Genomic DNA, 18,585 nt, shown 5'->3' with positions numbered 1-18,585 from the left:
ACCCCAAAGAGGGCCCACCCATGACCGCCCTCCTCTTCCGAGACCTGAAACTCTCCATCCGCGCCGGCGGTGGCGCCCTCGTCGGCGTGCTGTTCTTCCTCACCGTCGTCGCCGTCATCCCCTTCGGCGTCGGTCCGGATCTAGCGCTGCTCGCCCGCATCGGCCCGGCCATCGTCTGGATCGGCGCGTTGCTCGCAGCCCTTCTCGGCCTCGACCGCCTGTTCCAGGCCGAACGTGACGATGGCGCGCTCGATCTGATGCTGATGCAGGAGACGCCGCTGGTCTTGACCGTTCTCGTCAAGTGCCTCGCCCACTGGCTCGCCACCAGCCTGCCGCTGGTGATCGCCTCGCCGCTGCTCGGCCTGTTCATGAACATGAGCGAGAAAGCAATCGGCGCCACCATGCTGACGCTTCTGGTCGGCACGCCCGCTATCACGCTGATCGGCGCGGTGGGCGCAGCGGTCGCCGTCGCGCTTCCGCGCGGCGGGTTACTGGTGTCGATCCTGGTGCTCCCGCTCACCATCCCGGTGCTGATCTTCGGCGTCAGCGCCACCTACGCAGCGGTCGAGGGACCCGCCCCCTTCATGCCGCCCTTCCTGATCCTGATCGCGCTCACGCTGTTCTTCGCCGTCATCGGCCCGGCGGCGGCAGCACTGGCGCTCAGGAACACATCGGATTGATCATCGGCTTGATTGCCCGTGGCGGCGGATCGCGCTAAGGAGACGGCATGACCGAGAATAGCCTTGCCATCACCAAATTCAGCGATCTCGCCAACCCCACGCGGTTCCTGGCGCTCGCTTCCCGCCTCATCCCCTGGATGGCCGGGTTCACCGCCCTCTGTTTTATCGTGGGGCTGTATCTCAGCTTCACGACCGAGGGCGACTACCAGCAGGGCGAAACCGTCCGCATCATGTATATCCACGTGCCAGCGGCCTGGCTGTCGATGATGGGCTACACCATCATGAGCCTGTCGGCGATCGGCACGCTCGTCTGGCGCCACCCGCTGGCCGATGTCTCGGCCAAGGCCGCAGCCCCACTCGGCGCCGCCTTCACGCTGATCGCGCTCGTTACCGGCTCGCTCTGGGGCAAGCCGATGTGGGGGACGTGGTGGGTCTGGGATGCGCGGCTGACTTCCGTCTTCATTCTCTTCCTGATGTATCTCGGCCTGATTGCGCTCAACCGCGCCATGGAAGACCCGAGCAAGGCCGCCCGCCTCTCGGCCGTCCTGATCCTCGTCGGCTTCGTCAACATCCCGATCATCAAGTTCTCCGTCGACTGGTGGAACACGCTGCATCAGTCGGCAAGCGTGCTGCGCATGGACGGCCCGGCGATCGACCCGGAATTTTTACGCCCACTGCTGGTCATGGCGATTGCCTTCACCATGCTGTTCCTGACGCTGCATGTGATGGCGATCCGCAACGAGATCTGGCGCCGCCGGATTGCCGCCCAGCGCCGGCTCGCCGCGCGCCTGGCAAGCCGCGAGGGTTAAAGAGATGACACAGTCCTACGCCTTCTACGTCTACGGCTCCTACCTATTCGCCGGCGCAATCACCATCGCCGTGACGCTCTGGACCTGGCTCGACGGCCGCGCCCGCCGCCGCGAACTCAAAGCGCTCGAAGCCTCCGGCATCCGCCGCCGTTCCGCCCGCGCCAAGGATGCGCCCGAAGCGAAGGCCAACGCATGACCGACGCGCCGAACACCGAGCCGACGCCGTCCGCCGCCCCTGAGGGGACACAGCCAGAAGCAGCGAAGGAAAAGCGAGGCCTCGGCCGCTATGCCTTCGCGTTGATCCCGCTTCTCGTCTTCGCCGGCATTGCCGGCACGGCGGGCAAGATGCTCTACGATCAGGATGTGCACGGCAAGAACATCGCCGAGATTCCCTCGGCGCTGCTGAACACCAAGGCCCCCTCGCTCGACTTGCCGCCGCTCGAGGGCGCCAACCTGCCGGCGCTCACCGACGCCGCCGTCAAGGGCAAGCTGACGCTGGTCAACGTCTTCGCCTCCTGGTGCATTCCCTGCCGCGAAGAGCATCCGATATTGAGGGAACTGGCGAAAGATAGCCGGCTTAACATTGTCGCGATCAACTACAAGGACAAGAACGACAACGCGCTGGGCTTCCTCGGCGAACTCGGCAACCCCTACAAGGCGATCGGCATCGACCCCAAGGGCCAGGCCGCCATCGACTGGGGCGTCTACGGCATCCCCGAAAGCTACCTCGTCGGGCCGGATGGGACGATCCTCTACAAGCGGGTTGGGCCGTTCGACGATATTAGTTTGAAAGAGGGGCTCTATCCGGCGATGGAGAAGGCTTTGGGGAAGGCGGGGTCGTAGGACGGCTCGGCGAATGAGAGTGGGCGCTTGAGCCCGGAGCCCCCTCATCCGACCCTTCGGGCCACCTTCTCCCCGTTGGGGCGAAGGGAAGAGGGAGCGAGCGGCCCACCCCGAAATCTCTTCTCCCCAACGGGGAGAAGGTGCCGGCAGGCGGATGAGGGGGCCACACAGCACAACGCCAGCTACGGCAAAACGCGCCGACGCCAACCACACCCCAACCCAAATCACCCCACCAAAGACCGCGGCACCACAAACCTCTCCAACACCCCATTCCCCTTGGTCACATCCCCCCAGGCCACCGCGAAATCAATCACCGCCAAAGCCCCCGTCGGAAACTTCTCCCTGACATCAGCGAGCCTCTCCCCATCCGAAACGAGATCGATCGCCAACTCCTGCAACCCCGGATTATGCCCAACGACCAGCAGCGTCCGAACAGCAGCATCGACACCACGGATAACCCCCGCGATCCGCTCCGCCGCCGCCTCGTAGATCTCCCCCACATCCCGCCGCTCGATACCATCAGGCAGTTCCGCGCCGACAAGCGCCCAACTCTCCTGCGTGCGCCGCGCCGTGGAGACCAGCGCCAGATCGGGAACCAGCCCCTCGCGGGCCATATAGCGCCCCATCAGCGGCGCAGCCTTCAAACCACGACCGCCGAGCGGACGATCATGGTCGTCGACGCCTTCGGGCCAGGCGGATTTGGCGTGGCGAAGCAGAAGCAGGCGGTATCGCGGGAGCGTGGTGGCTGCTGTCATGATGCTCTCCGGATGAGGATGGCGGTAGTGTAACCCTGGAAACGAAAAAGGACAGGCCCTGCCCGATTAGGGCCAAGCCTGTCCTTTCGCAATTCACGCAATCCGGCCTCTCCCGTCACCGGAAGAGGCCGAAAACCCTTAGTTCCACTCGCGGATATCGACGAAGTGGCCGGCGATGGCCGCTGCCGCCGCCATGGCAGGCGACACCAGATGGGTGCGGCCCTTGAAGCCCTGGCGGCCTTCGAAGTTGCGGTTGGAGGTTGAGGCGCAACGCTCGCCCGGCTTCAGGCGGTCGTCGTTCATGGCCAGACACATGGAACAGCCAGGCTCGCGCCAGTCGAAACCGGCTGCCTTGAAGATCTTGTCGAGGCCTTCGGCTTCCGCCTGTTCCTTGACCAGGCCGGAGCCCGGAACGATCATGGCGCTGACGGTGCCGGCAACGGTCTTGCCTTCGACGACCTTGGCGGCGGCGCGCAGGTCCTCGATGCGGCCGTTGGTGCACGAGCCGATGAAGACGCGGTCGACGGCGATGTCGGTGATCTTCGTGCCCGGCTTCAGGCCCATGTAATCAAGCGCGCGCCACTTCGAGGTGCGCTTGTTCTCGTCGGCGATTTCATCCGGGTTCGGAACGATGCCCTGCACCGAGATGACATCCTCGGGCGAAGAGCCCCAGGAGACGATCGGCGGCAGTTCGGCGGCGTTGAGCGTGACGACGCGGTCGTAATGCGCGCCTTCATCCGACTTCAGCGTGTTCCAGTATTTGATCGCCTGGTCGAGCGTTTCACCCTTCGGCGCGCGCGGCTTGCCCTTGATGTATTCGTAGGTGACGTCATCAGGCGCGATGAGGCCGGCGCGGGCGCCGCCTTCGATCGACATGTTGCAGATCGTCATGCGGCCTTCCATCGACAGCGCGCGAATGGCTTCGCCGGCATATTCGATGACGTAGCCGGTGCCGCCCGCGGTGCCGATTTCGCCGATGATGGCGAGCACGATGTCCTTGGCGGTGACGCCAGCGGGCAGCACGCCGTCGACCTGCACCAGCATGTTCTTCGCCTTCTTCTGGATCAGCGTCTGGGTGGCCAGAACGTGCTCCACTTCGGACGTGCCGATGCCGTGCGCCAGCGAACCGAAGGCGCCGTGGGTCGAGGTGTGGCTGTCGCCGCAGACGATCGTCATGCCCGGCAGCGTGAAGCCCTGCTCAGGTCCGATGATGTGGACGATGCCCTGGCGCTTGTCGCTCGCCGAATAATATTCGACGCCGAACTCGGCCGCGTTGATCGCCAACTGCTCGACCTGGATGCGGCTTTCCTCGTTCTTGATGCCGAGATGGCGATCGGGCGAGGTCGGCACGTTGTGGTCGACGACCGCGAGCGTCTTTTCAGGCGCGCGAACCTTGCGGCCCGTCATGCGCAGCCCTTCGAAGGCCTGCGGCGAGGTGACTTCGTGGACCAGGTGGCGGTCGATGTAGAGAAGACAGGTGCCGTCGTCCTGTTGATCGACCAGGTGGTCGTCCCAGATCTTGTCGTAGAGGGTACGAGGTGCGCTCATGGCGATACATCCGTTATTATGCAAAGGGCGTTTGCTTGCAGTGGGGGTATGGAGCTTGGTGGCGCATAGGCCACCGGCCGTCGGTCGATCAGAAAGGGATCAACGAAGTCGGCTGTTGAGCGCACCGGAAACGGTCGCAAAGAAGCGTGCCGGCAGGCGGTAGTGATCCTGCAGCACGAAAATATGCGCCCCAATGCAACTGAACTTGGATTCCATGAGCAGTCACTTACCAATTTTTCCGATGCTCGGCAATTCGATTCATCAGCGCTATCGCCGCCGCTCTCGCCCGCGCATCCGTTTCTCGATCTGTCTCAGCCCAAGCGACAGGCCGATCGTCAGGATCAGGTAGATATAGGTGACGATCGAATAGGTTTCAAAGAAGCGGAAGGAGCCGGACGCGTAGATCTTGCCCATCTGCGTGATGTCGGAGACACCGAGCACCGAGACCAGCGAACTATCCTTCACCATCGCCACGAAATCGTTCGACAGCGGCGGAAAGATCACCTTGATCGCCTGCGGGAATACCACGAGGCGAAAACGATGGTAGCGCGACAGGCCGAGCGCCTTGGCGGCCTCGATCTGCCCCTGATCGACCGACTGGATGCCGGCGCGGAAGACTTCGGCGATGAAGGAGGAATAGCCGATCATCAACGCGATGATCGCCCGCCACATCAGCGAGAAATCGCGCACCAGCACCGGCTCCGCCAGCCCGGCATTCACCAGCGGCGCGGTCACGAAATTATAGGCGGCGACGAAGGCCGGCGCGCCAACGAAGGCGACGTAGAACAGAAGCACCAGCATCGGGATGCCTCTGATAACCTCGACATAGAAGCGGGCGATCTGGCGCAGCGCGACGCTGTCCGACAGCCCGAGCAGCGCTATGCCGAGCCCGAGCAGCGTCGCCAGCGCGAAACCGACCAGCGTCACGAAAATGGTGATGCCGACGCCATTGAACACGGTGCGGAACACCTGCGCATAGACGTCGTTGGCAATGATGACGGCGGCGAGCGTAAGGCCGATCACGACAAGGGCGACCAACCACCAGGGATAGTCGCCCTTCTCCTGGCCGCGCGGATTTGGCTGCGGAGCCATCATGCTTCAGTCCGTGCGCGGCAAGCGATTGAAAAAGACGGGATCATTGACCCATCTTGTAGTCGAGGAACCATGCCTTGTTGAGCTTGTCGAAGGTGCCGTCGGCCTTCAGGCTGGCAATGGCCGCATTGACCGGGCCGACCAGATCGGAGCCCTTGGGGAAGATGAAGCCGAAATCCTCGGTGCCGAGCGGCCCGCCGATGACCTTCAGCCCGCCATTCGACGCATCGACATAGCCCTGCGCCGCGACGCTGTCGGTCAAGACCACGTCGACATCGCCGGCCTTGAGCGCCTGCACCGTGGCGCCGAAGGTCTCGAACAGCTTGATGCGCGGGTTCTGCTCGTTGCCGTCAAGGATCTCGTAGACGGCGGCATAGAAGGGCGAGGTGCCCGGCTGCGCGCCGACGAGGCCGTCATTGAAGGCGCCGAAGGTCTTGGCGTCGGTAAAGCGCGTCTCGTCGCCGCGCACCAGCATGAACTGCTGCGAGCGCATGTAGGGATCGGAGAAATCGACCTTGGCCTTGCGGTCGTCCTTGATGGTAATCCCTGTCATGCCGATATTGTATTGGTTATCGGACACCGCCTGGATCATCGCGTCCCAGCTGGTGTTCTGGTACTCGACCTTGAAGTTCAGCCGCTTGGCGATCTCGTTCATCGCATCATATTCCCAGCCGATCTGCTTGCCCGTCTTCGGATCGACGAACTGCAGTGGCGGATAGGCGTTCTCGGTGACGACCACGACCGTCTTGCCCTTGAGATCCGGAAGCTCGGCGGCGGTGGCAGCAAGCGGCGAAAGAGCGAGTGCGGTCAGTCCGGCAAGGACGGTGCGACGAAACAGCATGAAATATCTCCCCAAAATAGCGCTCGCGGAAACTGTCATGTTTGCAAAGCCGCTGGCAAGAGGATTGGCGTGCGAGGATGAGGGAAATCGGGAATGGTGGTTTAAAAATGAGGGTGTTTGGAGAATGGTAGGCGTAACGGCGCGATCGGCGTCCGTAGCCCCCTCATCCGCCTGCCGGCACCTTCTCCCCGCTGGGGAGAAGGGGAGATGCCGCGCTGTCCCGGCCAAGATAAAACGCTACATGTTTGGTGAGGGGCGCACAACGCCAGCCACCAGCCCCTTCGCCCCAGCGGGGAGAAGTGCCGGAGCGCAGCGAGGCGATGAGGGGGCCACACGGCAAAACACTGGCCACCTCCCCCCTTGAACAAAATCCCAATCGGATGTCGGATCACCCACCACCCGCCCGTCCTTAGGGTCTCGCATCAACTCGGAGGAACACCCCATGCCAAGCACCATCCGCCTGCACCGCGTTCTCGCCACCAGGCCCGAGAAGGTCTACCGCGCCTTTATCGAAGCCGACGCGATGGCCAAGTGGCTGCCGCCGAACGGCTTTACCTGCAGCGTCCATCATTTCGAGCCGACCGTCGGCGGAACCTTCAAGATGTCGTTCCGCAACTTCACATCAGGCAACAGCCATTCCTTCGGCGGCGAATATCTCGAACTCGTTCCCGGCGAGCGCGTGCGCTATGTCGACCGCTTCGACGACCCCAACCTGCCGGGCGAGATGGAAGTGACGGTCGACCTGAAGAAGGTCTCCGTCGGCACCGAAATCAACATCACCCAGGCCGGCATCCCCGACCTCATCCCGCCGGAAGCCTGCTATCTCGGCTGGCAGGAATCGCTGCGCAACATGGCGCGGCTGATCGAGCCGGAGATTGCGGAGTAGGGGGGAAGGGTCCGACATTACGGAAGACCCCTCCCCAACCCCTCCCCACAAGGGGGAGGGCTAACCCGTGGCACGCCGTGCCAAATCATCGGCCTTGAGACTATTGAAAGGTTGCGTTTGCCACCGGCGCCGCGCCCAGCAAGCCCCTCCCCCTTGTGGGAAGGGGTTAGGGAAGGGCATTCGCCACACCCATCACACCCTCACCCAACGACCAAATGCGTCTTTTGATTGCATTAACGCAGAACTGCTATCCCGGCGTCGCAATAATCGTCGTCACGGAGCCAGCATGACAACCCGCCCTTCGGATTTCGCCACCGCCGGCTGGGCCTACGGCCCGACGGAAACGGCGTCCGCCCTCTGCGCGCTGGAGGCAGCCGGCATCCGGGTGCTTGCGCACACGCTTCACCACACGACAATGGTTCCCCACTTCATGACGGCGCTCGGCGGTATCGAGCTTCGCGTTCCCTCGGCCGATGCCGAAGCCGCGCGGGAGGTCCTGGCGTCCATCTCGTTTTCACGTCCGCGCGGCAACATCTGGCTGCGCGCGGTGGGCGGCCTTGTGCTTCTGCTCTGGATCGGCATGCCGCTGCCGGCAAGCGGCCTCTATGGCGTGCGCCCCATCGCCGCCGCGCCTCAAAGGATCGAGCCCTAGTCGCAGCGCATTCGCCGCGCCACCCTTTGTGACATGATCAGATGCACGGCGAAGTTTTGTAATTTAATCCTTATTGACGGAGACAATTTTGAGCAAATTCGACCCCATTCGAACGCGTGAAGTGACGGATGAGCTTATCGGCTACAGAATTCGTGCCGAATACGATCCCGCCAGCCCGATGGGCAATGTTGCTGCACGTCAGATTGACGATGCCGTCTCTGCCTTCCTGGTGCGTTATGACCAGCAAACAACGCCTATTCTTCCACGTGCGCTTGAGTGGCTGGACAAGGCCATCGAGGGAAAGGAAGAGGAAAGGTTTGGTGGTCTTCCCTGTGCGCATCGCGTAACCCTGCACTGGGCCAAGGCCCTTGGCCAGTGGATGCACGGCAAGGGAAACGACGAAGCGTCTTGGAAAATCGCACAGGACGCACAAATTGAATACATGCGGACCGGCTTTACCAAGGTATTGGGTCCCGACAAGTTTGATTACAAGCTCCAGCGTTTCGTCCGCCAGGAAACCAGAGGCCTGCCGTATAGCAGAGGAATGCTGCTCACCTACGGCACTCTCGATGATTTCATGGCGTTCAGCTTTCAGGCCGGACAGTACGAAACCGCGGTCGAAGAATATGAGCGACACTTGAAGCCGAAAGTGCCATCGCTCAAGGCAACGTTAAAGCCAAGGGCTTTTGCCTATGCGCTGTGCTTGAAGAAGTTGGGACGGGCGCGGCTTGACGAAAATGACCTGCATGAGGCTGGCCGGCGAATGTTGCAGGCCAATCTTGAGGAAGAATGGTTGGGATCGGGCCAAGATAGGCGCGCGGCCACATGGTTGAAGATCGTCTATTGGCACCACGACCAAACCCTGACACCGCTCGAGACCATCCTCAAAGCCTATGACGACATGCCGAACGTGCCTTTGCCCGATTTCATTCTGGCGCCCCAGGCTGAGCCGGCTTCCCTGCGAGCGCGGTGGGCGCGGTTACTTGAAAGATTGCGGTTCAAGTGAGGCTTCGCATTCGTCAATCGCACGACGATTTGCTCTAAATCACGCCACCACACCACCAAAACAAAAAAGGCGACCCTAAGGTCGCCTTTTTCGTCAATCCTTGCGGATGAAGCTTATTCCGCTGCCGGCTCGGCTGCGGCTGCTGCTTCAGCAGCTGCTGCCTTTTCGGCGGCTTCCTGTGCTGCCTTTTCGGCTGCCAGAGCCTGAGCAGCTGCAACCTTTTCAGCTTCCAGACGTGCCTTTTCCTGGGCGAGAGCGGCGCGCTCGGCGTCGTTGAGCTTGCGGGCGCGAACGCCGGTGTCTTCAACGATACGAGCCGACTTGCCGCGACGGTCGCGCAGGTAGTAGAGCTTGGCGCGACGGACCTTACCGCGGCGAACGACTTCTACGCTTTCGATGGCAGGCGAGTAGACCGGGAATACGCGCTCGACGCCTTCGCCGTAGGAGATCTTGCGGACGGTGAAGTTTTCCTGCAGACCGCCGCCGGAGCGAGCGATGCAGACGCCTTCGTAGGCCTGTACGCGGGTACGCGTGCCTTCCGTGACCTTCACGTTGACGCGGACGGTATCACCAGGAGAAAATTCCGGGAGCGTGCGCTTGGCTTCGATCTTGGCGACCTGTTCGGCCTCAAGCTGCTGAATGATGTTCATGTGTCAACCTCATTGTTGGTTCGACAACCAGAGCGCCCGGCGATCAATCCTTGGTCAAGCCTCGGACCTATGCCTCTATGAGGCAGGGGCGAATGCGTCTGTCTTTCTTTGCTTGGTTGATGGGAGATTCCCATTCCGGGGGTGCGCATACTCTATCACGCGGGCTTTGTCACCCCTTGTGCGTGAGATTCGTCAGGAATAGCGGCGTGGCGAGCTACGATGGGCGCTGCGTTACGGATGCTGTCGGTGGGTGTGATACCCCCCTCTGCCCTGCCGGGCATCTCCCCCACAAGTGGGGAGATCGACTCGTGGCAACGGCATCCCCAAACAATGAGCGTGGAGCGAGCGGGTACGCCTAGCCAATCTCCCCACCTGTGGGGGAGATGCCCGGCAGGGCAGAGGGGGGCGCCTCACGGCACAGCGCCAGCCCGAACATCCCACCCCTGTGCATTATTTGATTAAATATTTGTCAAATGCCCAAATCGGGAGCAAGTTCGATTGTGGCCATTTTGTGGCCCGCGAATCCTAGGAGGGGATTACATGACATCTGGCAATCCGTCGCCCTCGTTGTACAACGAGGATCTGGCGCCCGCTCGGGAGAGGAAGTGGGGCGCCTTCAGCATCTTCAACGTCTGGACCTCGGACGTTCACAGCCTGTGGGGCTATTATCTCGCCGCCAGTCTCTTTCTTCTGTGCGGCAGCTTCATCAATTTCGTCATCGCCATCGGCCTCGGCTCGCTGGTCATCTTCGTGCTGATGAGCCTCGTCGGAAATGCCGGCGTCAAGACGGGCGTGCCGTTCCCGGTTCTGGCGCGCGCCTCTTTCGGCACCTTCGGCGCCAATGCGCCGGCGCTGGTGCGTGCGGTGGTCGCCTGCTTCTGGTACGGCGCGCAGACGGCGGCCGCCTCTGGCGCCATCGTGGCGCTGCTGATCCGCCACGAGAGCATTCTCGCTTTCCACCAGAACAGCCATTTCCTCGGCCACTCGACGCTGGAAGTGATCTGCTACGTCATCGTCTGGGCGCTGCAGCTTTTGATCATCCAGCGCGGCATGGAAACGGTGCGCAAGTTCCAGGATTGGGCCGGACCGGCCGTCTGGATCATGATGCTCGTCTTGGCCGTCTATCTCGTCGTCAAGGCCGGCACCTTCTCCTTCGGAGCTGAAATCCCGCGCGACGTGCTGATCGAAAAGACCAAGGATGCCGGCGTTCCCTATGAACCGGGCACCCTGCCTGCGCTCGCCGCCGTCGCCGCCACCTGGATCACCTATTTCGCCGCACTCTACCTGAACTTCTGCGACTTCTCGCGCTACGCCAAGGATGTGAAGACGCTGCGAAAGGGCAATCTCTGGGGCCTGCCGATCAACCTGCTCGCCTTCTGCCTGGTGGCGGGTGTCACGACCACGGCGGCCTTCACCGTCTATGGCGAGGTGCTGCTGCATCCCGAAGCCATCTCGGCCAAGTTCGACAGCTGGTTCCTGGCGCTTCTGGCGGCGCTCACCTTCGCGGTGGCGACGCTTGGGATCAACGTCGTCGCCAACTTCGTCTCACCGGCCTTCGACTTCTCCAACGTCTTCCCACGCCACATCAGCTTCAAGCGCGGCGGCTATATCGCGGCATTGATCGCGCTGGTGCTCTACCCCTTCGCCCCCTGGGAAACGGGTGCGGCCCACTTCGTCAACTTCATCGGCTCGACCATGGGGCCGATCTTCGGGGTGATGATGGTGGACTACTACCTGATCCGGAAGGGCGAGCTCGACGTCGCGGCGCTCTATCGCGAAGACGGCGAATTCCGCTTCCAAAGCGGCTGGCACGTCAACGCCTTCATCGCATTCGCGATCGGCGCGCTGTTCTCATCGATCCTGCCGACCTTCACCTCGGTCCTGCCGGAATGGTGGGGCACCTATGGCTGGTTCTTCGGCGTCGGCATCGGCGGCGGGGTCTATTATCTCCTGCGCATGACCACCCGCGGCTCCGCAGTCGGTGCTGCCTCGCGATGAATAGAGTGCCCGGCTTCGGCCGGGCATTTTTCTTTGCAAAGGATGCGGCTGCCTTCACCCATTTTCTTCACCCCCATCCGTTCCATCCACGCGGCCTTTGCTCTAAAGCCCTTCCAACAGAATTGAAAAAGGCAGCGCAATGGGCTTCTCGATCACCACCTGGAACATCAATTCGGTCCGGCTGCGCATGCCGATCGTCGAGCAGCTCTTCCTCAAGCATCGCCCCGATATCATCTGCCTGCAGGAAACCAAGGTGCCGAACGAGCTGTTCCCGTTGGCGCCGCTGAAGGCGATGGGCTACGAGCATGTGATCATCCATGGCCAGAAGGGCTATCACGGGGTGGCGATCGCATCGCGGTTTCCGCTGGTCGAGGATCACAGCACCGATTACTGCAAGGTCGGCGATGCCCGGCATATCTCGGCGGTGTTCGAGCGCGGCGGCAAGCGTATCCGCATCCATAATTTCTATGTGCCCGCCGGTGGCGACGAGCCGGATCGGGCGATCAATCCGAAGTTCGGCCACAAGCTCGATTTCATCGAGGAGATGAAGCTCTTGAAGGCCGATGGCGAGGCCAATACCTCGGCGATCCTGGTGGGCGATCTCAATATCGCGCCGATGGAGCACGACGTCTGGTCGCACAAGCAGCTCCTGAAGATCGTCAGCCATACGCCCGTCGAGACCGAGGGTCTGCTTGATGTCATGAAGCGCGGCCAGTGGCTCGACCTGATGCGCCAGAACGTGCCGGAGACGCAGAAGCTCTATACGTGGTGGAGCTACCGCGCCAAGGATTGGGAAGCAGCCGATCGTGGACGGCGTCTCGACCATATCTGGTCGTCGCGTGACCTCGGGCCGCATCTGCAGCGCATCGAGATCCTGAAAGAGGCGCGCGGCTGGGATAGGCCGTCCGACCACGTGCCGGTGACGGCGCATTTCGATCTCTGATCAGCTTAGAAAAGAGCCTCAGGCGAAGCGGTGAAGCTCGGCGGCGGCCTTGGCCGCCAGCGCCGCGATATTGTCGCGGATGCGCTGCTGGATCAGCAAAGCCGCATCCGGATATTCCTCGATCAGCCGGTGAAACAGCGCGCGGGTGATGCGGATGATCGCCGTGTCCTCGCGGGCGATCGCCGTGAATTTGCGCTCGACGAGCGTGACCAGCGCAAGCTCCGACAAAAGCGTGCCGGACCCGACCACAGCCTGAACCTCAGGCTTGTTGTCGCGTCCGGTGTGGCTCAGTTCGACGCTGCCGCTGACGATGACATAGGCGCTGTCGGCGGGAGAGCTTTCGCGAAAAAGCATCTGCCCGTTCGAAATCACGCGCCGATCCGCGCCGAAGGCGATCAGCCGCAGCTGATCCTCCGACATTCCGTTGAAAAGCGGAAGCTGCGCGAGCAGCTGGATATCATCATTCAGCGCCATGATTACGGAACGATCTTGTAGCCGCCGTTTTCCGTGACCAGGATTTCGGCGTTCGACGGATCGCGCTCGATCTTCTGGCGCAGGCGGTAGACGTGGGTTTCGAGCGTGTGGGTGGTGACGCCGGAATTGTAGCCCCAGACCTCTTCGAGCAGCACGTCGCGGGTGACGACCTTCTGTTCGGCGCGGTAGAGATAACGGATGATCGCCGCTTCCTTTTCGGTGAGGCGGATCTTCTGGCCGTTCTCCGTGGTGAGCAACTTCTGGCTCGGCTTGAAGACATAAGGCCCAACGCTGAAGGTGGCGTCCTCGCTCTGCTCGTGCTGGCGCAGCTGCACGCGGATACGGGCGAGCAGAACCGCGAAGCGGAACGGCTTCGTCACGTAATCGTTGGCGCCGGCCTCGAGGCCGAGAATGGTATCTGAATCGGTGTCATGGCCCGTCAGCATGATGATCGGCGCCTTGAGGCCGCCCTTGCGCAGAAGCTTCACCGCTTCGCGTCCATCCATGTCGGGAAGGCCCACATCCATGATCAGGAGATCGATGGCCGTTGCGCGGGCGCGTTCGACGCCCTTGGCAGCCGTGGATTCCTGGAGAACCGTGAACTCGTCATAGAGCGAGAGCTGCTCCGTGAGGGTCTCGCGGAGGTCGTCGTCATCATCCACCAACAAAATGGTGCGTGCTGTCATGCGGCTATGTCCCTCGCCATCTGGTCTCCTTACTCCTACGCCAACTTGAGAGTGTTGGCAAAGATCAGGATACCAAGCTGTTGTCGTATATGGTGCTATATGATTTCAATCATCGCCCCGGCAATTGCAAAAACATGTGAGAAACATGGAAAAAACAAGGCGGAAACCGTCTATACAACCAACGATCATCACGGTTAGACCGGCACCGGGGCGGAAAAGCCGGGCTTTGCTGCAATTCGGCACAGTTGTGGTGCCCGCGGCGGTTGGTCGCTCGGGGCGCACCACACGCAAGCGTGAAGGCGATGGCGCCACGCCGATCGCCGAAATGCGGCTGATTTCGGGCTTTGCGCGCGGCGAAAAAACCTCCGGTTTGCGAACGCGGCTACCGATTCGCCTTATCCGCGAGGACATGCTCTGGTGCGATCAGCCTGATGACGCCAACTACAACAGACCGGTCAAAGCGCCGTTCAGCAAAAGTCACGAAAAGATGAAGCGCGACGACGGGCTCTACGACGTCTGCCTCGTCATGGACTGGAACATCAGCTCACGCGCTCGCAATCGCGGCTCGGCGATCTTCTTCCATCTCATCCGTCCCGGCTACCAGCCGACGGAGGGCTGTATCGCCATTCACCCGCGCGATATGAAGCGGATCCTGCCTTACTTGCGCAAGGGCACCGTCGTCAGGGTTTTGTAATCCCGGAATAAGAGAGCAGGGGTGATATCGCGGGCCGCCTGACCTATATGCAATCCGACCGACGCCCGGGCTGAAAGGCGTTTCGGGAAACGGTGGGATAGCCGCCGTTCAACCACGCCCCGTTCCATTCATCGCTTTCGCGGAGATTTATTGTGGCACAGCAATCCATCATTACGTTTCACGACGGACATTCCATTCCCCAGGTCGGCCTCGGCGTCTGGCAGACGCCCAACGACATGGCGGCACCCGCGGTGCGCGCCGCGATTGAAGCCGGCTATCGCCATGTCGATACGGCCGCGGTCTATGAAAACGAAGAGGGCGTCGGCGAGGGCATCCGCTCGTCGGGCGTCGACCGCAAGGACGTCTTTCTCACGACCAAGCTCTGGAATGCCGACCAGGGCTACGACACGACGCTGAAGGCCTTCGACAAGAGCCTGAAGCGCCTCGGCACCGATTATGTCGACCTCTACCTTATCCACTGGCCGGCGCCGAACCGCGACGCCTATGTCGATACCTGGAAAGCCTTCATCAAGCTGCGCGAAGAGGGCCGGGCGAAGTCGATCGGTGTCTCAAATTTCTACCCTGAACATATCGAACGACTGATTGCCGAGACCGGCGTCGTGCCCGTCATCAACCAGATCGAGCTGCATCCGGACTTCCAGCAGAAAATCGCGCAGGAAGCGCACAAGAAGCTCAACATCGCCACGCAGTCCTGGAGCCCGCTCGGCCAGGGCAAGCTGATCGTCCATCCCGTTCTTGCCAAGATCGCTCAGAAGCACGGCAAGACACCCGCGCAGGTGATCATCCGCTGGCACATGGATAGCGGCCTCGTCGTCATCCCGAAATCGGTGACGCCGTCGCGTATCGTCGAGAACTTCCAGGTCTTCGACTTCAAGCTCGATGGCGACGACATGGCCGAGATCGCCAAGCTTGACAGCAGCTCGGCGCGCATGGGGCCGGACCCGAAGACGGCTACGTTCTAAGGATTTGATCTAAGAGTGTGGGCCTGGAGCCAGCTGTAAGTTGCCGGCTGCTCTAGGCCCCGCCCTGCCAGGTCTTCACCGCCTCCAGCGGCCAGACCAGCATCAGCACGTTGAGCGTCAGGTTGTCCCGGATCATGTAGCCGGTGAAGATCTCGAAGAAGATGGCGATCGTGACCGTCAGCCAGACCGGCGCGCGCCAGGCGAAGAAGAAGCCGAGCACCATGAACACCGTGTCCATCGCCGAGTTCAGAATGCTGTCGCCGTAATAATCGAGCGAGATCGTCGCGGTCCGGTAGCGGTCGATGATGATCGGCGAGTTCTCCAGCAGCTCCCAGCCGGATTCGATCACCAGCGCCAGAAGCAGCTTCATCGCGATCGGCTTGCCGCGCAGCACAAGATGCGCCAGACCGTAGAACAGGAAGCCATGGATGATGTGGGACGGCGTGTACCAGTCCGACATGTGCTGCGAGTTGCCGCTGGAATTGACGGTGCCCTCCCACAGCTTGACGTAGCCGCAGGTGCAGATCGGCGTGCGGCCCATCAGATACTCGGCGACGATCTGCGCGATGAGCACGCCGAGGCAGGCGATGAACCAGTAGGTCTGGTGTCTGGCTCTGTCAGTCGCCTGCAGCGCTGTCACTGGCCGGCCTCGCCCTCGGGCGCGATCGTGTGCTTCATGATCAGCGGCATCTGCGCCAGCGTGAACAGGATGGTGATCGGCATCGTGCCCCAGACCTTGAAGGCGACCCAGGTGTCGTCGGAGAAATTGCGCCAGACGACTTCGTTGAGCACCGCCAGGAACAGGAAGAACACGCCCCAGCGTACGGTGAGCTTGCGCCATCCCTCGGCGTCGAGCTGGAAGGCGGCGTTGAAGACGTAGCCGAGCAATGATTTGCCGAAGAGCAGGCCGCCCAGCAACGTCAGGCCGAACAGCGAATTGATGATCGTCGGCTTCATCTTGATGAAGGTCTCGTCCTGCAGGTAGATCGACAGCGAGCCGAAGATCAGGACGACGATGCCCGAGACGAAGGGCATGATCGGCAGATGGCGCAGCACGACCTTCGAGATGACGAGCGAGATCACCGTCGCCGCCATGAACAGCGCGGTCGCGACGAAGAGCGGGCCACCGAGCGAGGCCAGCACCGGGAATTTCTCGACCAGCCAGGGGCCGCGCAGATTGGCGAAGAAGAAGATCAGCAACGGCCCGAGCTCCAGCGCCAGCTTGAGCATCGGGTGATGCTTGTCTGTCGCCGACGGGGTGATATCGCTCTCGGTCGTCATGAGGTCCCTAATCCGTTCCCTAATCAGTCTTTGTCGTCAGTCTCTATCCCGGACGCTTGCGCGCCCTTGCGGGCATATCTGTGGCATCAATCGTGATCGGCGGCAATGGCGGCGATTTGATCAGCCCCGCGCGTCTCCGAGGCCGGCGATCGCATGGGCGAAATCCTCGGCCTCGAAGGGCTCCAGATCGTCCACGCCCTCGCCGACGCCGATGAAATAGACCGGCAGCTTGTGCTTGGCGGAGATGGCGACGAGGATGCCGCCGCGCGCCGTGCCGTCGAGCTTGGTCATGATCAGGCCGTTGACGCCCGCGACGTTGCGGAAGATCTCGACCTGGCTCAGCGCGTTCTGGCCGGTTGTGGCATCGAGCGTCTGCAGCACGGTGTGCGGCGCGTCGGGATCGAGCTTGCCGAGCACGCGCACGATTTTCTCGAGCTCGGCCATCAGCTCCGTCTTGTTCTGCAGGCGGCCGGCGGTGTCGATGATCAGCACATCGCATTTCTTCTGCTTGGCCTGCTCGAAAGCATCATAGGCAAGCCCCGCCGCATCGGCGCCGAGCTTGGTGCCGATGAATTCCGACTTGGTGCGGTCGGCCCAGATCTTCAGCTGCTCGATCGCCGCTGCGCGGAACGTATCGCCGGCCGCCACCATCACCTTCAGCCCGGCGCCGGAAAGCTTGGCGGCGAGCTTGCCGATGGTGGTGGTCTTGCCGGTGCCGTTGACACCGACGACCAGGATGACATGCGGCTTGTGGCTGAGGTCGAGCTGCAGCGGCTTTGCCACCGGCTTCAACACCTTGGTGATCTCGGCCGCCATGATGCGGCTCACATCCTCGCCCGACACGTCCTTGCCGTAGCGTTCCGACGCCAGCGTATCGGTGACCCGCAACGCCGTCTCTACGCCGAGATCGGCCTGGATCAGGAGGTCCTCGAGATCCTGCAGCGTGTCGTCGTCGAGCTTGCGCTTGGTGAAGAGCGCCGAGATCTGGCCGGTCAGCTGCGACGAGGTGCGCGCGAGGCCCGCGCGCAGGCGCTGGAACCAGTTGAGCTTGGCCGGGGGGACGATGGTGACGGGTTCGGGAGCCGCGGTGGCGGTGGCGAAGCCCTTGGGGAGGATGGGGGTGTCGGCGTCGGTCGGAGTTGGTTCGGGGGCGTTGATAGAAGCTGGCTCGGAGGGTGCGATACCCCCCTCTGCCCTGCCGGGCATCTCCCCCACAGGGGGGGAGATTGGCTGGGCGGGATCGCTCGCTTCATCCTCGACCGTTTCGTCGGTTGACGGCTCGGCCTTGCCACTCTCATCAACATCAGAGGTCTGGTCGGGCGACCCCAACGAGTCTATCTCCCCCCTTGTGGGGGAGATGTCCGGCAGGACAGAGGGGGGTACCGCACCCTCGATGTCAACGTCTTCCGCCTCAGCATCAGCCTCAGCCTCCAGCAAGGACAACGGCACCAGCCCGACATCATCGGTCGCCAGCGCCGTCGGCAAATCCTCGGAAACCTCGTTCTCGGCAACACCCTCGCCATCGGCCGAAGGCCCACCGGCCGTCTCCACTTCCTCCGGCAACACCGGATCGGCGGCAATAGGCAACGCGTCCACCGGCGCGGACGGCACCGGCGCCGTCACGTCAACAACAGGCGCCTCCGCAACCGGCTCGACCGCGACCTCGGGGGCCTTGGTCTCGACCGTATCCGGCGCCTGCTCTTCCGCCGTCTTGTCGGGGCCGAAGGTGAAGACCTTTTTGATGAAGCTGAACGCCATGAGAAT

Annotated in this window: 21 protein-coding genes; 11 read left to right on the top strand and 10 right to left on the bottom strand. The window is 62.2% G+C overall.

What is annotated here, in order from left to right:
- Nucleotides 1-20: 20 nt before the first annotated feature.
- Genes ccmB through ACCD05_RS28710 form a run of 4 tightly spaced genes read left to right on the top strand, consistent with a single transcriptional unit; the run spans nucleotide 21 to nucleotide 2,332 of the window.
- The gene (gene ccmB, locus ACCD05_RS28725; protein WP_413396931.1) at nucleotides 21-680 is read left to right on the top strand and encodes a heme exporter protein CcmB; all 660 of its coding nucleotides are present in this window, start codon (nucleotides 21-23) and stop codon (nucleotides 678-680) included.
- A 47-nt stretch (nucleotides 681-727) separates the two neighbouring features.
- Entirely contained in the window at nucleotides 728-1,489 is a 762-nt protein-coding gene (locus tag ACCD05_RS28720) for a heme ABC transporter permease (RefSeq protein WP_111562608.1), read from the top strand.
- 4 nt (nucleotides 1,490-1,493) lie between these two features.
- Nucleotides 1,494-1,685, top strand: a complete 192-nt coding sequence (gene ccmD / locus ACCD05_RS28715) for a heme exporter protein CcmD (protein WP_047508828.1) — start codon at nucleotides 1,494-1,496, stop codon at nucleotides 1,683-1,685.
- Nucleotides 1,682-2,332, top strand: a complete 651-nt coding sequence (locus ACCD05_RS28710; protein ID WP_413396922.1) for a DsbE family thiol:disulfide interchange protein — start codon at nucleotides 1,682-1,684, stop codon at nucleotides 2,330-2,332. The genes ccmD and ACCD05_RS28710 overlap by 4 nt, the downstream gene beginning before the upstream one ends.
- A gap of 224 nt (nucleotides 2,333-2,556) precedes the next feature.
- On the opposite strand, the gene ACCD05_RS28705 is transcribed toward ACCD05_RS28710, so the two are convergent.
- The 4 genes from ACCD05_RS28705 to ACCD05_RS28690 all read right to left on the bottom strand — a co-directional run bounded on the left by ACCD05_RS28705 (nucleotide 2,557) and on the right by ACCD05_RS28690 (nucleotide 6,568).
- Nucleotides 2,557-3,087, bottom strand: coding sequence for a SixA phosphatase family protein (locus ACCD05_RS28705; protein ID WP_413396920.1), 531 nt, complete (start codon nucleotides 3,085-3,087; stop codon nucleotides 2,557-2,559).
- Nucleotides 3,088-3,225: 138 nt separating this feature from the next.
- A complete protein-coding gene (gene leuC, locus ACCD05_RS28700; protein ID WP_111562604.1) occupies nucleotides 3,226-4,635 on the bottom strand; it encodes a 3-isopropylmalate dehydratase large subunit in 1,410 nt (469 codons plus the stop codon).
- 267 nt (nucleotides 4,636-4,902) lie between these two features.
- Nucleotides 4,903-5,727: an amino acid ABC transporter permease gene (locus ACCD05_RS28695; protein ID WP_413396929.1), complete on the bottom strand. Its 825-nt coding sequence runs from the start codon at nucleotides 5,725-5,727 to the stop codon at nucleotides 4,903-4,905.
- Between the two features lie 43 nt (nucleotides 5,728-5,770).
- Nucleotides 5,771-6,568 carry a transporter substrate-binding domain-containing protein gene (locus ACCD05_RS28690; protein WP_413396918.1) on the bottom strand — a complete coding sequence of 266 codons (798 nt, stop codon included), beginning with the start codon at nucleotides 6,566-6,568 and terminating at the stop codon, nucleotides 5,771-5,773.
- A 442-nt stretch (nucleotides 6,569-7,010) separates the two neighbouring features.
- Here ACCD05_RS28690 and ACCD05_RS28685 point away from each other — a divergent pair, with 442 nt between their 5' ends.
- The 3 genes from ACCD05_RS28685 (at nucleotide 7,011) to ACCD05_RS28675 (ending at nucleotide 9,112) form a co-directional block, all read left to right on the top strand.
- Complete coding sequence (locus ACCD05_RS28685; RefSeq protein ID WP_413396916.1) at nucleotides 7,011-7,454, top strand: SRPBCC family protein; 444 nt, start codon at nucleotides 7,011-7,013, stop codon at nucleotides 7,452-7,454.
- A gap of 286 nt (nucleotides 7,455-7,740) precedes the next feature.
- The gene (locus tag ACCD05_RS28680; RefSeq protein WP_413396914.1) at nucleotides 7,741-8,106 is read left to right on the top strand and encodes a hypothetical protein; all 366 of its coding nucleotides are present in this window, start codon (nucleotides 7,741-7,743) and stop codon (nucleotides 8,104-8,106) included.
- An 88-nt stretch (nucleotides 8,107-8,194) separates the two neighbouring features.
- Complete coding sequence (locus tag ACCD05_RS28675; protein ID WP_413396913.1) at nucleotides 8,195-9,112, top strand: hypothetical protein; 918 nt, start codon at nucleotides 8,195-8,197, stop codon at nucleotides 9,110-9,112.
- Nucleotides 9,113-9,225: 113 nt separating this feature from the next.
- On the opposite strand, the gene rplS is transcribed toward ACCD05_RS28675, so the two are convergent.
- Nucleotides 9,226-9,762: a 50S ribosomal protein L19 gene (gene rplS, locus ACCD05_RS28670; RefSeq protein ID WP_047508847.1), complete on the bottom strand. Its 537-nt coding sequence runs from the start codon at nucleotides 9,760-9,762 to the stop codon at nucleotides 9,226-9,228.
- A 540-nt stretch (nucleotides 9,763-10,302) separates the two neighbouring features.
- Between rplS and ACCD05_RS28665 the strand changes: the two genes are divergently transcribed.
- Both ACCD05_RS28665 and ACCD05_RS28660 read left to right on the top strand, forming a co-directional pair.
- Entirely contained in the window at nucleotides 10,303-11,760 is a 1,458-nt protein-coding gene (locus tag ACCD05_RS28665) for an NCS1 family nucleobase:cation symporter-1 (protein ID WP_413396911.1), read from the top strand.
- A gap of 139 nt (nucleotides 11,761-11,899) precedes the next feature.
- Complete coding sequence (locus ACCD05_RS28660) at nucleotides 11,900-12,703, top strand: exodeoxyribonuclease III (RefSeq protein WP_413396909.1); 804 nt, start codon at nucleotides 11,900-11,902, stop codon at nucleotides 12,701-12,703.
- Nucleotides 12,704-12,721: 18 nt separating this feature from the next.
- Here the strand turns inward: ACCD05_RS28660 and ACCD05_RS28655 are convergent, their stop codons facing one another.
- Nucleotides 12,722-13,177, bottom strand: coding sequence for a cyclic nucleotide-binding domain-containing protein (locus ACCD05_RS28655; RefSeq protein ID WP_018901914.1), 456 nt, complete (start codon nucleotides 13,175-13,177; stop codon nucleotides 12,722-12,724).
- 2 nt (nucleotides 13,178-13,179) lie between these two features.
- Nucleotides 13,180-13,863 carry a response regulator transcription factor gene (locus tag ACCD05_RS28650; protein ID WP_018901915.1) on the bottom strand — a complete coding sequence of 228 codons (684 nt, stop codon included), beginning with the start codon at nucleotides 13,861-13,863 and terminating at the stop codon, nucleotides 13,180-13,182.
- A gap of 145 nt (nucleotides 13,864-14,008) precedes the next feature.
- On the opposite strand from ACCD05_RS28650, the gene ACCD05_RS28645 reads away from it, so the two are divergent.
- Both ACCD05_RS28645 and ACCD05_RS28640 read left to right on the top strand, forming a co-directional pair.
- Nucleotides 14,009-14,557, top strand: coding sequence for a L,D-transpeptidase family protein (locus tag ACCD05_RS28645; RefSeq protein WP_413396927.1), 549 nt, complete (start codon nucleotides 14,009-14,011; stop codon nucleotides 14,555-14,557).
- A gap of 152 nt (nucleotides 14,558-14,709) precedes the next feature.
- Nucleotides 14,710-15,540 (top strand): aldo/keto reductase, encoded by an 831-nt coding sequence (locus ACCD05_RS28640; protein ID WP_413396907.1) that lies wholly within the window; start codon nucleotides 14,710-14,712, stop codon nucleotides 15,538-15,540.
- 52 nt (nucleotides 15,541-15,592) lie between these two features.
- On the opposite strand, the gene ACCD05_RS28635 is transcribed toward ACCD05_RS28640, so the two are convergent.
- The 3 genes from ACCD05_RS28635 to ftsY form a co-directional block, all read right to left on the bottom strand.
- Nucleotides 15,593-16,180: a DUF2585 domain-containing protein gene (locus ACCD05_RS28635; protein ID WP_413396905.1), complete on the bottom strand. Its 588-nt coding sequence runs from the start codon at nucleotides 16,178-16,180 to the stop codon at nucleotides 15,593-15,595.
- Nucleotides 16,177-16,821: a septation protein A gene (locus tag ACCD05_RS28630; protein WP_112946117.1), complete on the bottom strand. Its 645-nt coding sequence runs from the start codon at nucleotides 16,819-16,821 to the stop codon at nucleotides 16,177-16,179. The genes ACCD05_RS28635 and ACCD05_RS28630 overlap by 4 nt, the downstream gene beginning before the upstream one ends.
- A 120-nt stretch (nucleotides 16,822-16,941) precedes the next feature.
- Nucleotides 16,942-18,579, bottom strand: coding sequence for a signal recognition particle-docking protein FtsY (ftsY, locus tag ACCD05_RS28625; protein WP_413396903.1), 1,638 nt, complete (start codon nucleotides 18,577-18,579; stop codon nucleotides 16,942-16,944).
- Between the last annotated feature and the right edge of the window lie 6 nt (nucleotides 18,580-18,585).

Source organism: Rhizobium sp. Rhizsp42 (genome assembly GCF_047304155.1).
Taxonomy (GTDB): Bacteria; Pseudomonadota; Alphaproteobacteria; order Rhizobiales; family Rhizobiaceae; genus Rhizobium.
Note: the sequence above shows the minus strand (reverse complement) of the source record. Positions and strands in the feature narration are given on the sequence as shown.

Bases quoted from the DNA above. Each gene is read 5' to 3' on its own strand.
- ACCD05_RS28685 (WP_413396916.1), top strand. From the start codon at position 7,011: ATGCCAAGCACCATCCGCCTGCACCGCGTTCTCGCCACCAGGCCCGAG.
- ccmB (WP_413396931.1), top strand. From the start codon at position 21: ATGACCGCCCTCCTCTTCCGAGACCTGAAACTCTCCATCCGCGCCGGC.
- ftsY (WP_413396903.1), bottom strand. From the start codon at position 18,579: ATGGCGTTCAGCTTCATCAAAAAGGTCTTCACCTTCGGCCCCGACAAG.
- leuC (WP_111562604.1), bottom strand. From the start codon at position 4,635: ATGAGCGCACCTCGTACCCTCTACGACAAGATCTGGGACGACCACCTG.
- ACCD05_RS28720 (WP_111562608.1), top strand. From the start codon at position 728: ATGACCGAGAATAGCCTTGCCATCACCAAATTCAGCGATCTCGCCAAC.
- ACCD05_RS28690 (WP_413396918.1), bottom strand. From the start codon at position 6,568: ATGCTGTTTCGTCGCACCGTCCTTGCCGGACTGACCGCACTCGCTCTT.
- ACCD05_RS28645 (WP_413396927.1), top strand. From the start codon at position 14,009: ATGGAAAAAACAAGGCGGAAACCGTCTATACAACCAACGATCATCACG.
- rplS (WP_047508847.1), bottom strand. From the start codon at position 9,762: ATGAACATCATTCAGCAGCTTGAGGCCGAACAGGTCGCCAAGATCGAA.
- ACCD05_RS28660 (WP_413396909.1), top strand. From the start codon at position 11,900: ATGGGCTTCTCGATCACCACCTGGAACATCAATTCGGTCCGGCTGCGC.
- ACCD05_RS28630 (WP_112946117.1), bottom strand. From the start codon at position 16,821: ATGACGACCGAGAGCGATATCACCCCGTCGGCGACAGACAAGCATCAC.
- ACCD05_RS28655 (WP_018901914.1), bottom strand. From the start codon at position 13,177: ATGGCGCTGAATGATGATATCCAGCTGCTCGCGCAGCTTCCGCTTTTC.
- ACCD05_RS28705 (WP_413396920.1), bottom strand. From the start codon at position 3,087: ATGACAGCAGCCACCACGCTCCCGCGATACCGCCTGCTTCTGCTTCGC.
- ACCD05_RS28665 (WP_413396911.1), top strand. From the start codon at position 10,303: ATGACATCTGGCAATCCGTCGCCCTCGTTGTACAACGAGGATCTGGCG.
- ACCD05_RS28650 (WP_018901915.1), bottom strand. From the start codon at position 13,863: ATGACAGCACGCACCATTTTGTTGGTGGATGATGACGACGACCTCCGC.
- ACCD05_RS28710 (WP_413396922.1), top strand. From the start codon at position 1,682: ATGACCGACGCGCCGAACACCGAGCCGACGCCGTCCGCCGCCCCTGAG.
- ccmD (WP_047508828.1), top strand. From the start codon at position 1,494: ATGACACAGTCCTACGCCTTCTACGTCTACGGCTCCTACCTATTCGCC.
- ACCD05_RS28680 (WP_413396914.1), top strand. From the start codon at position 7,741: ATGACAACCCGCCCTTCGGATTTCGCCACCGCCGGCTGGGCCTACGGC.
- ACCD05_RS28695 (WP_413396929.1), bottom strand. From the start codon at position 5,727: ATGGCTCCGCAGCCAAATCCGCGCGGCCAGGAGAAGGGCGACTATCCC.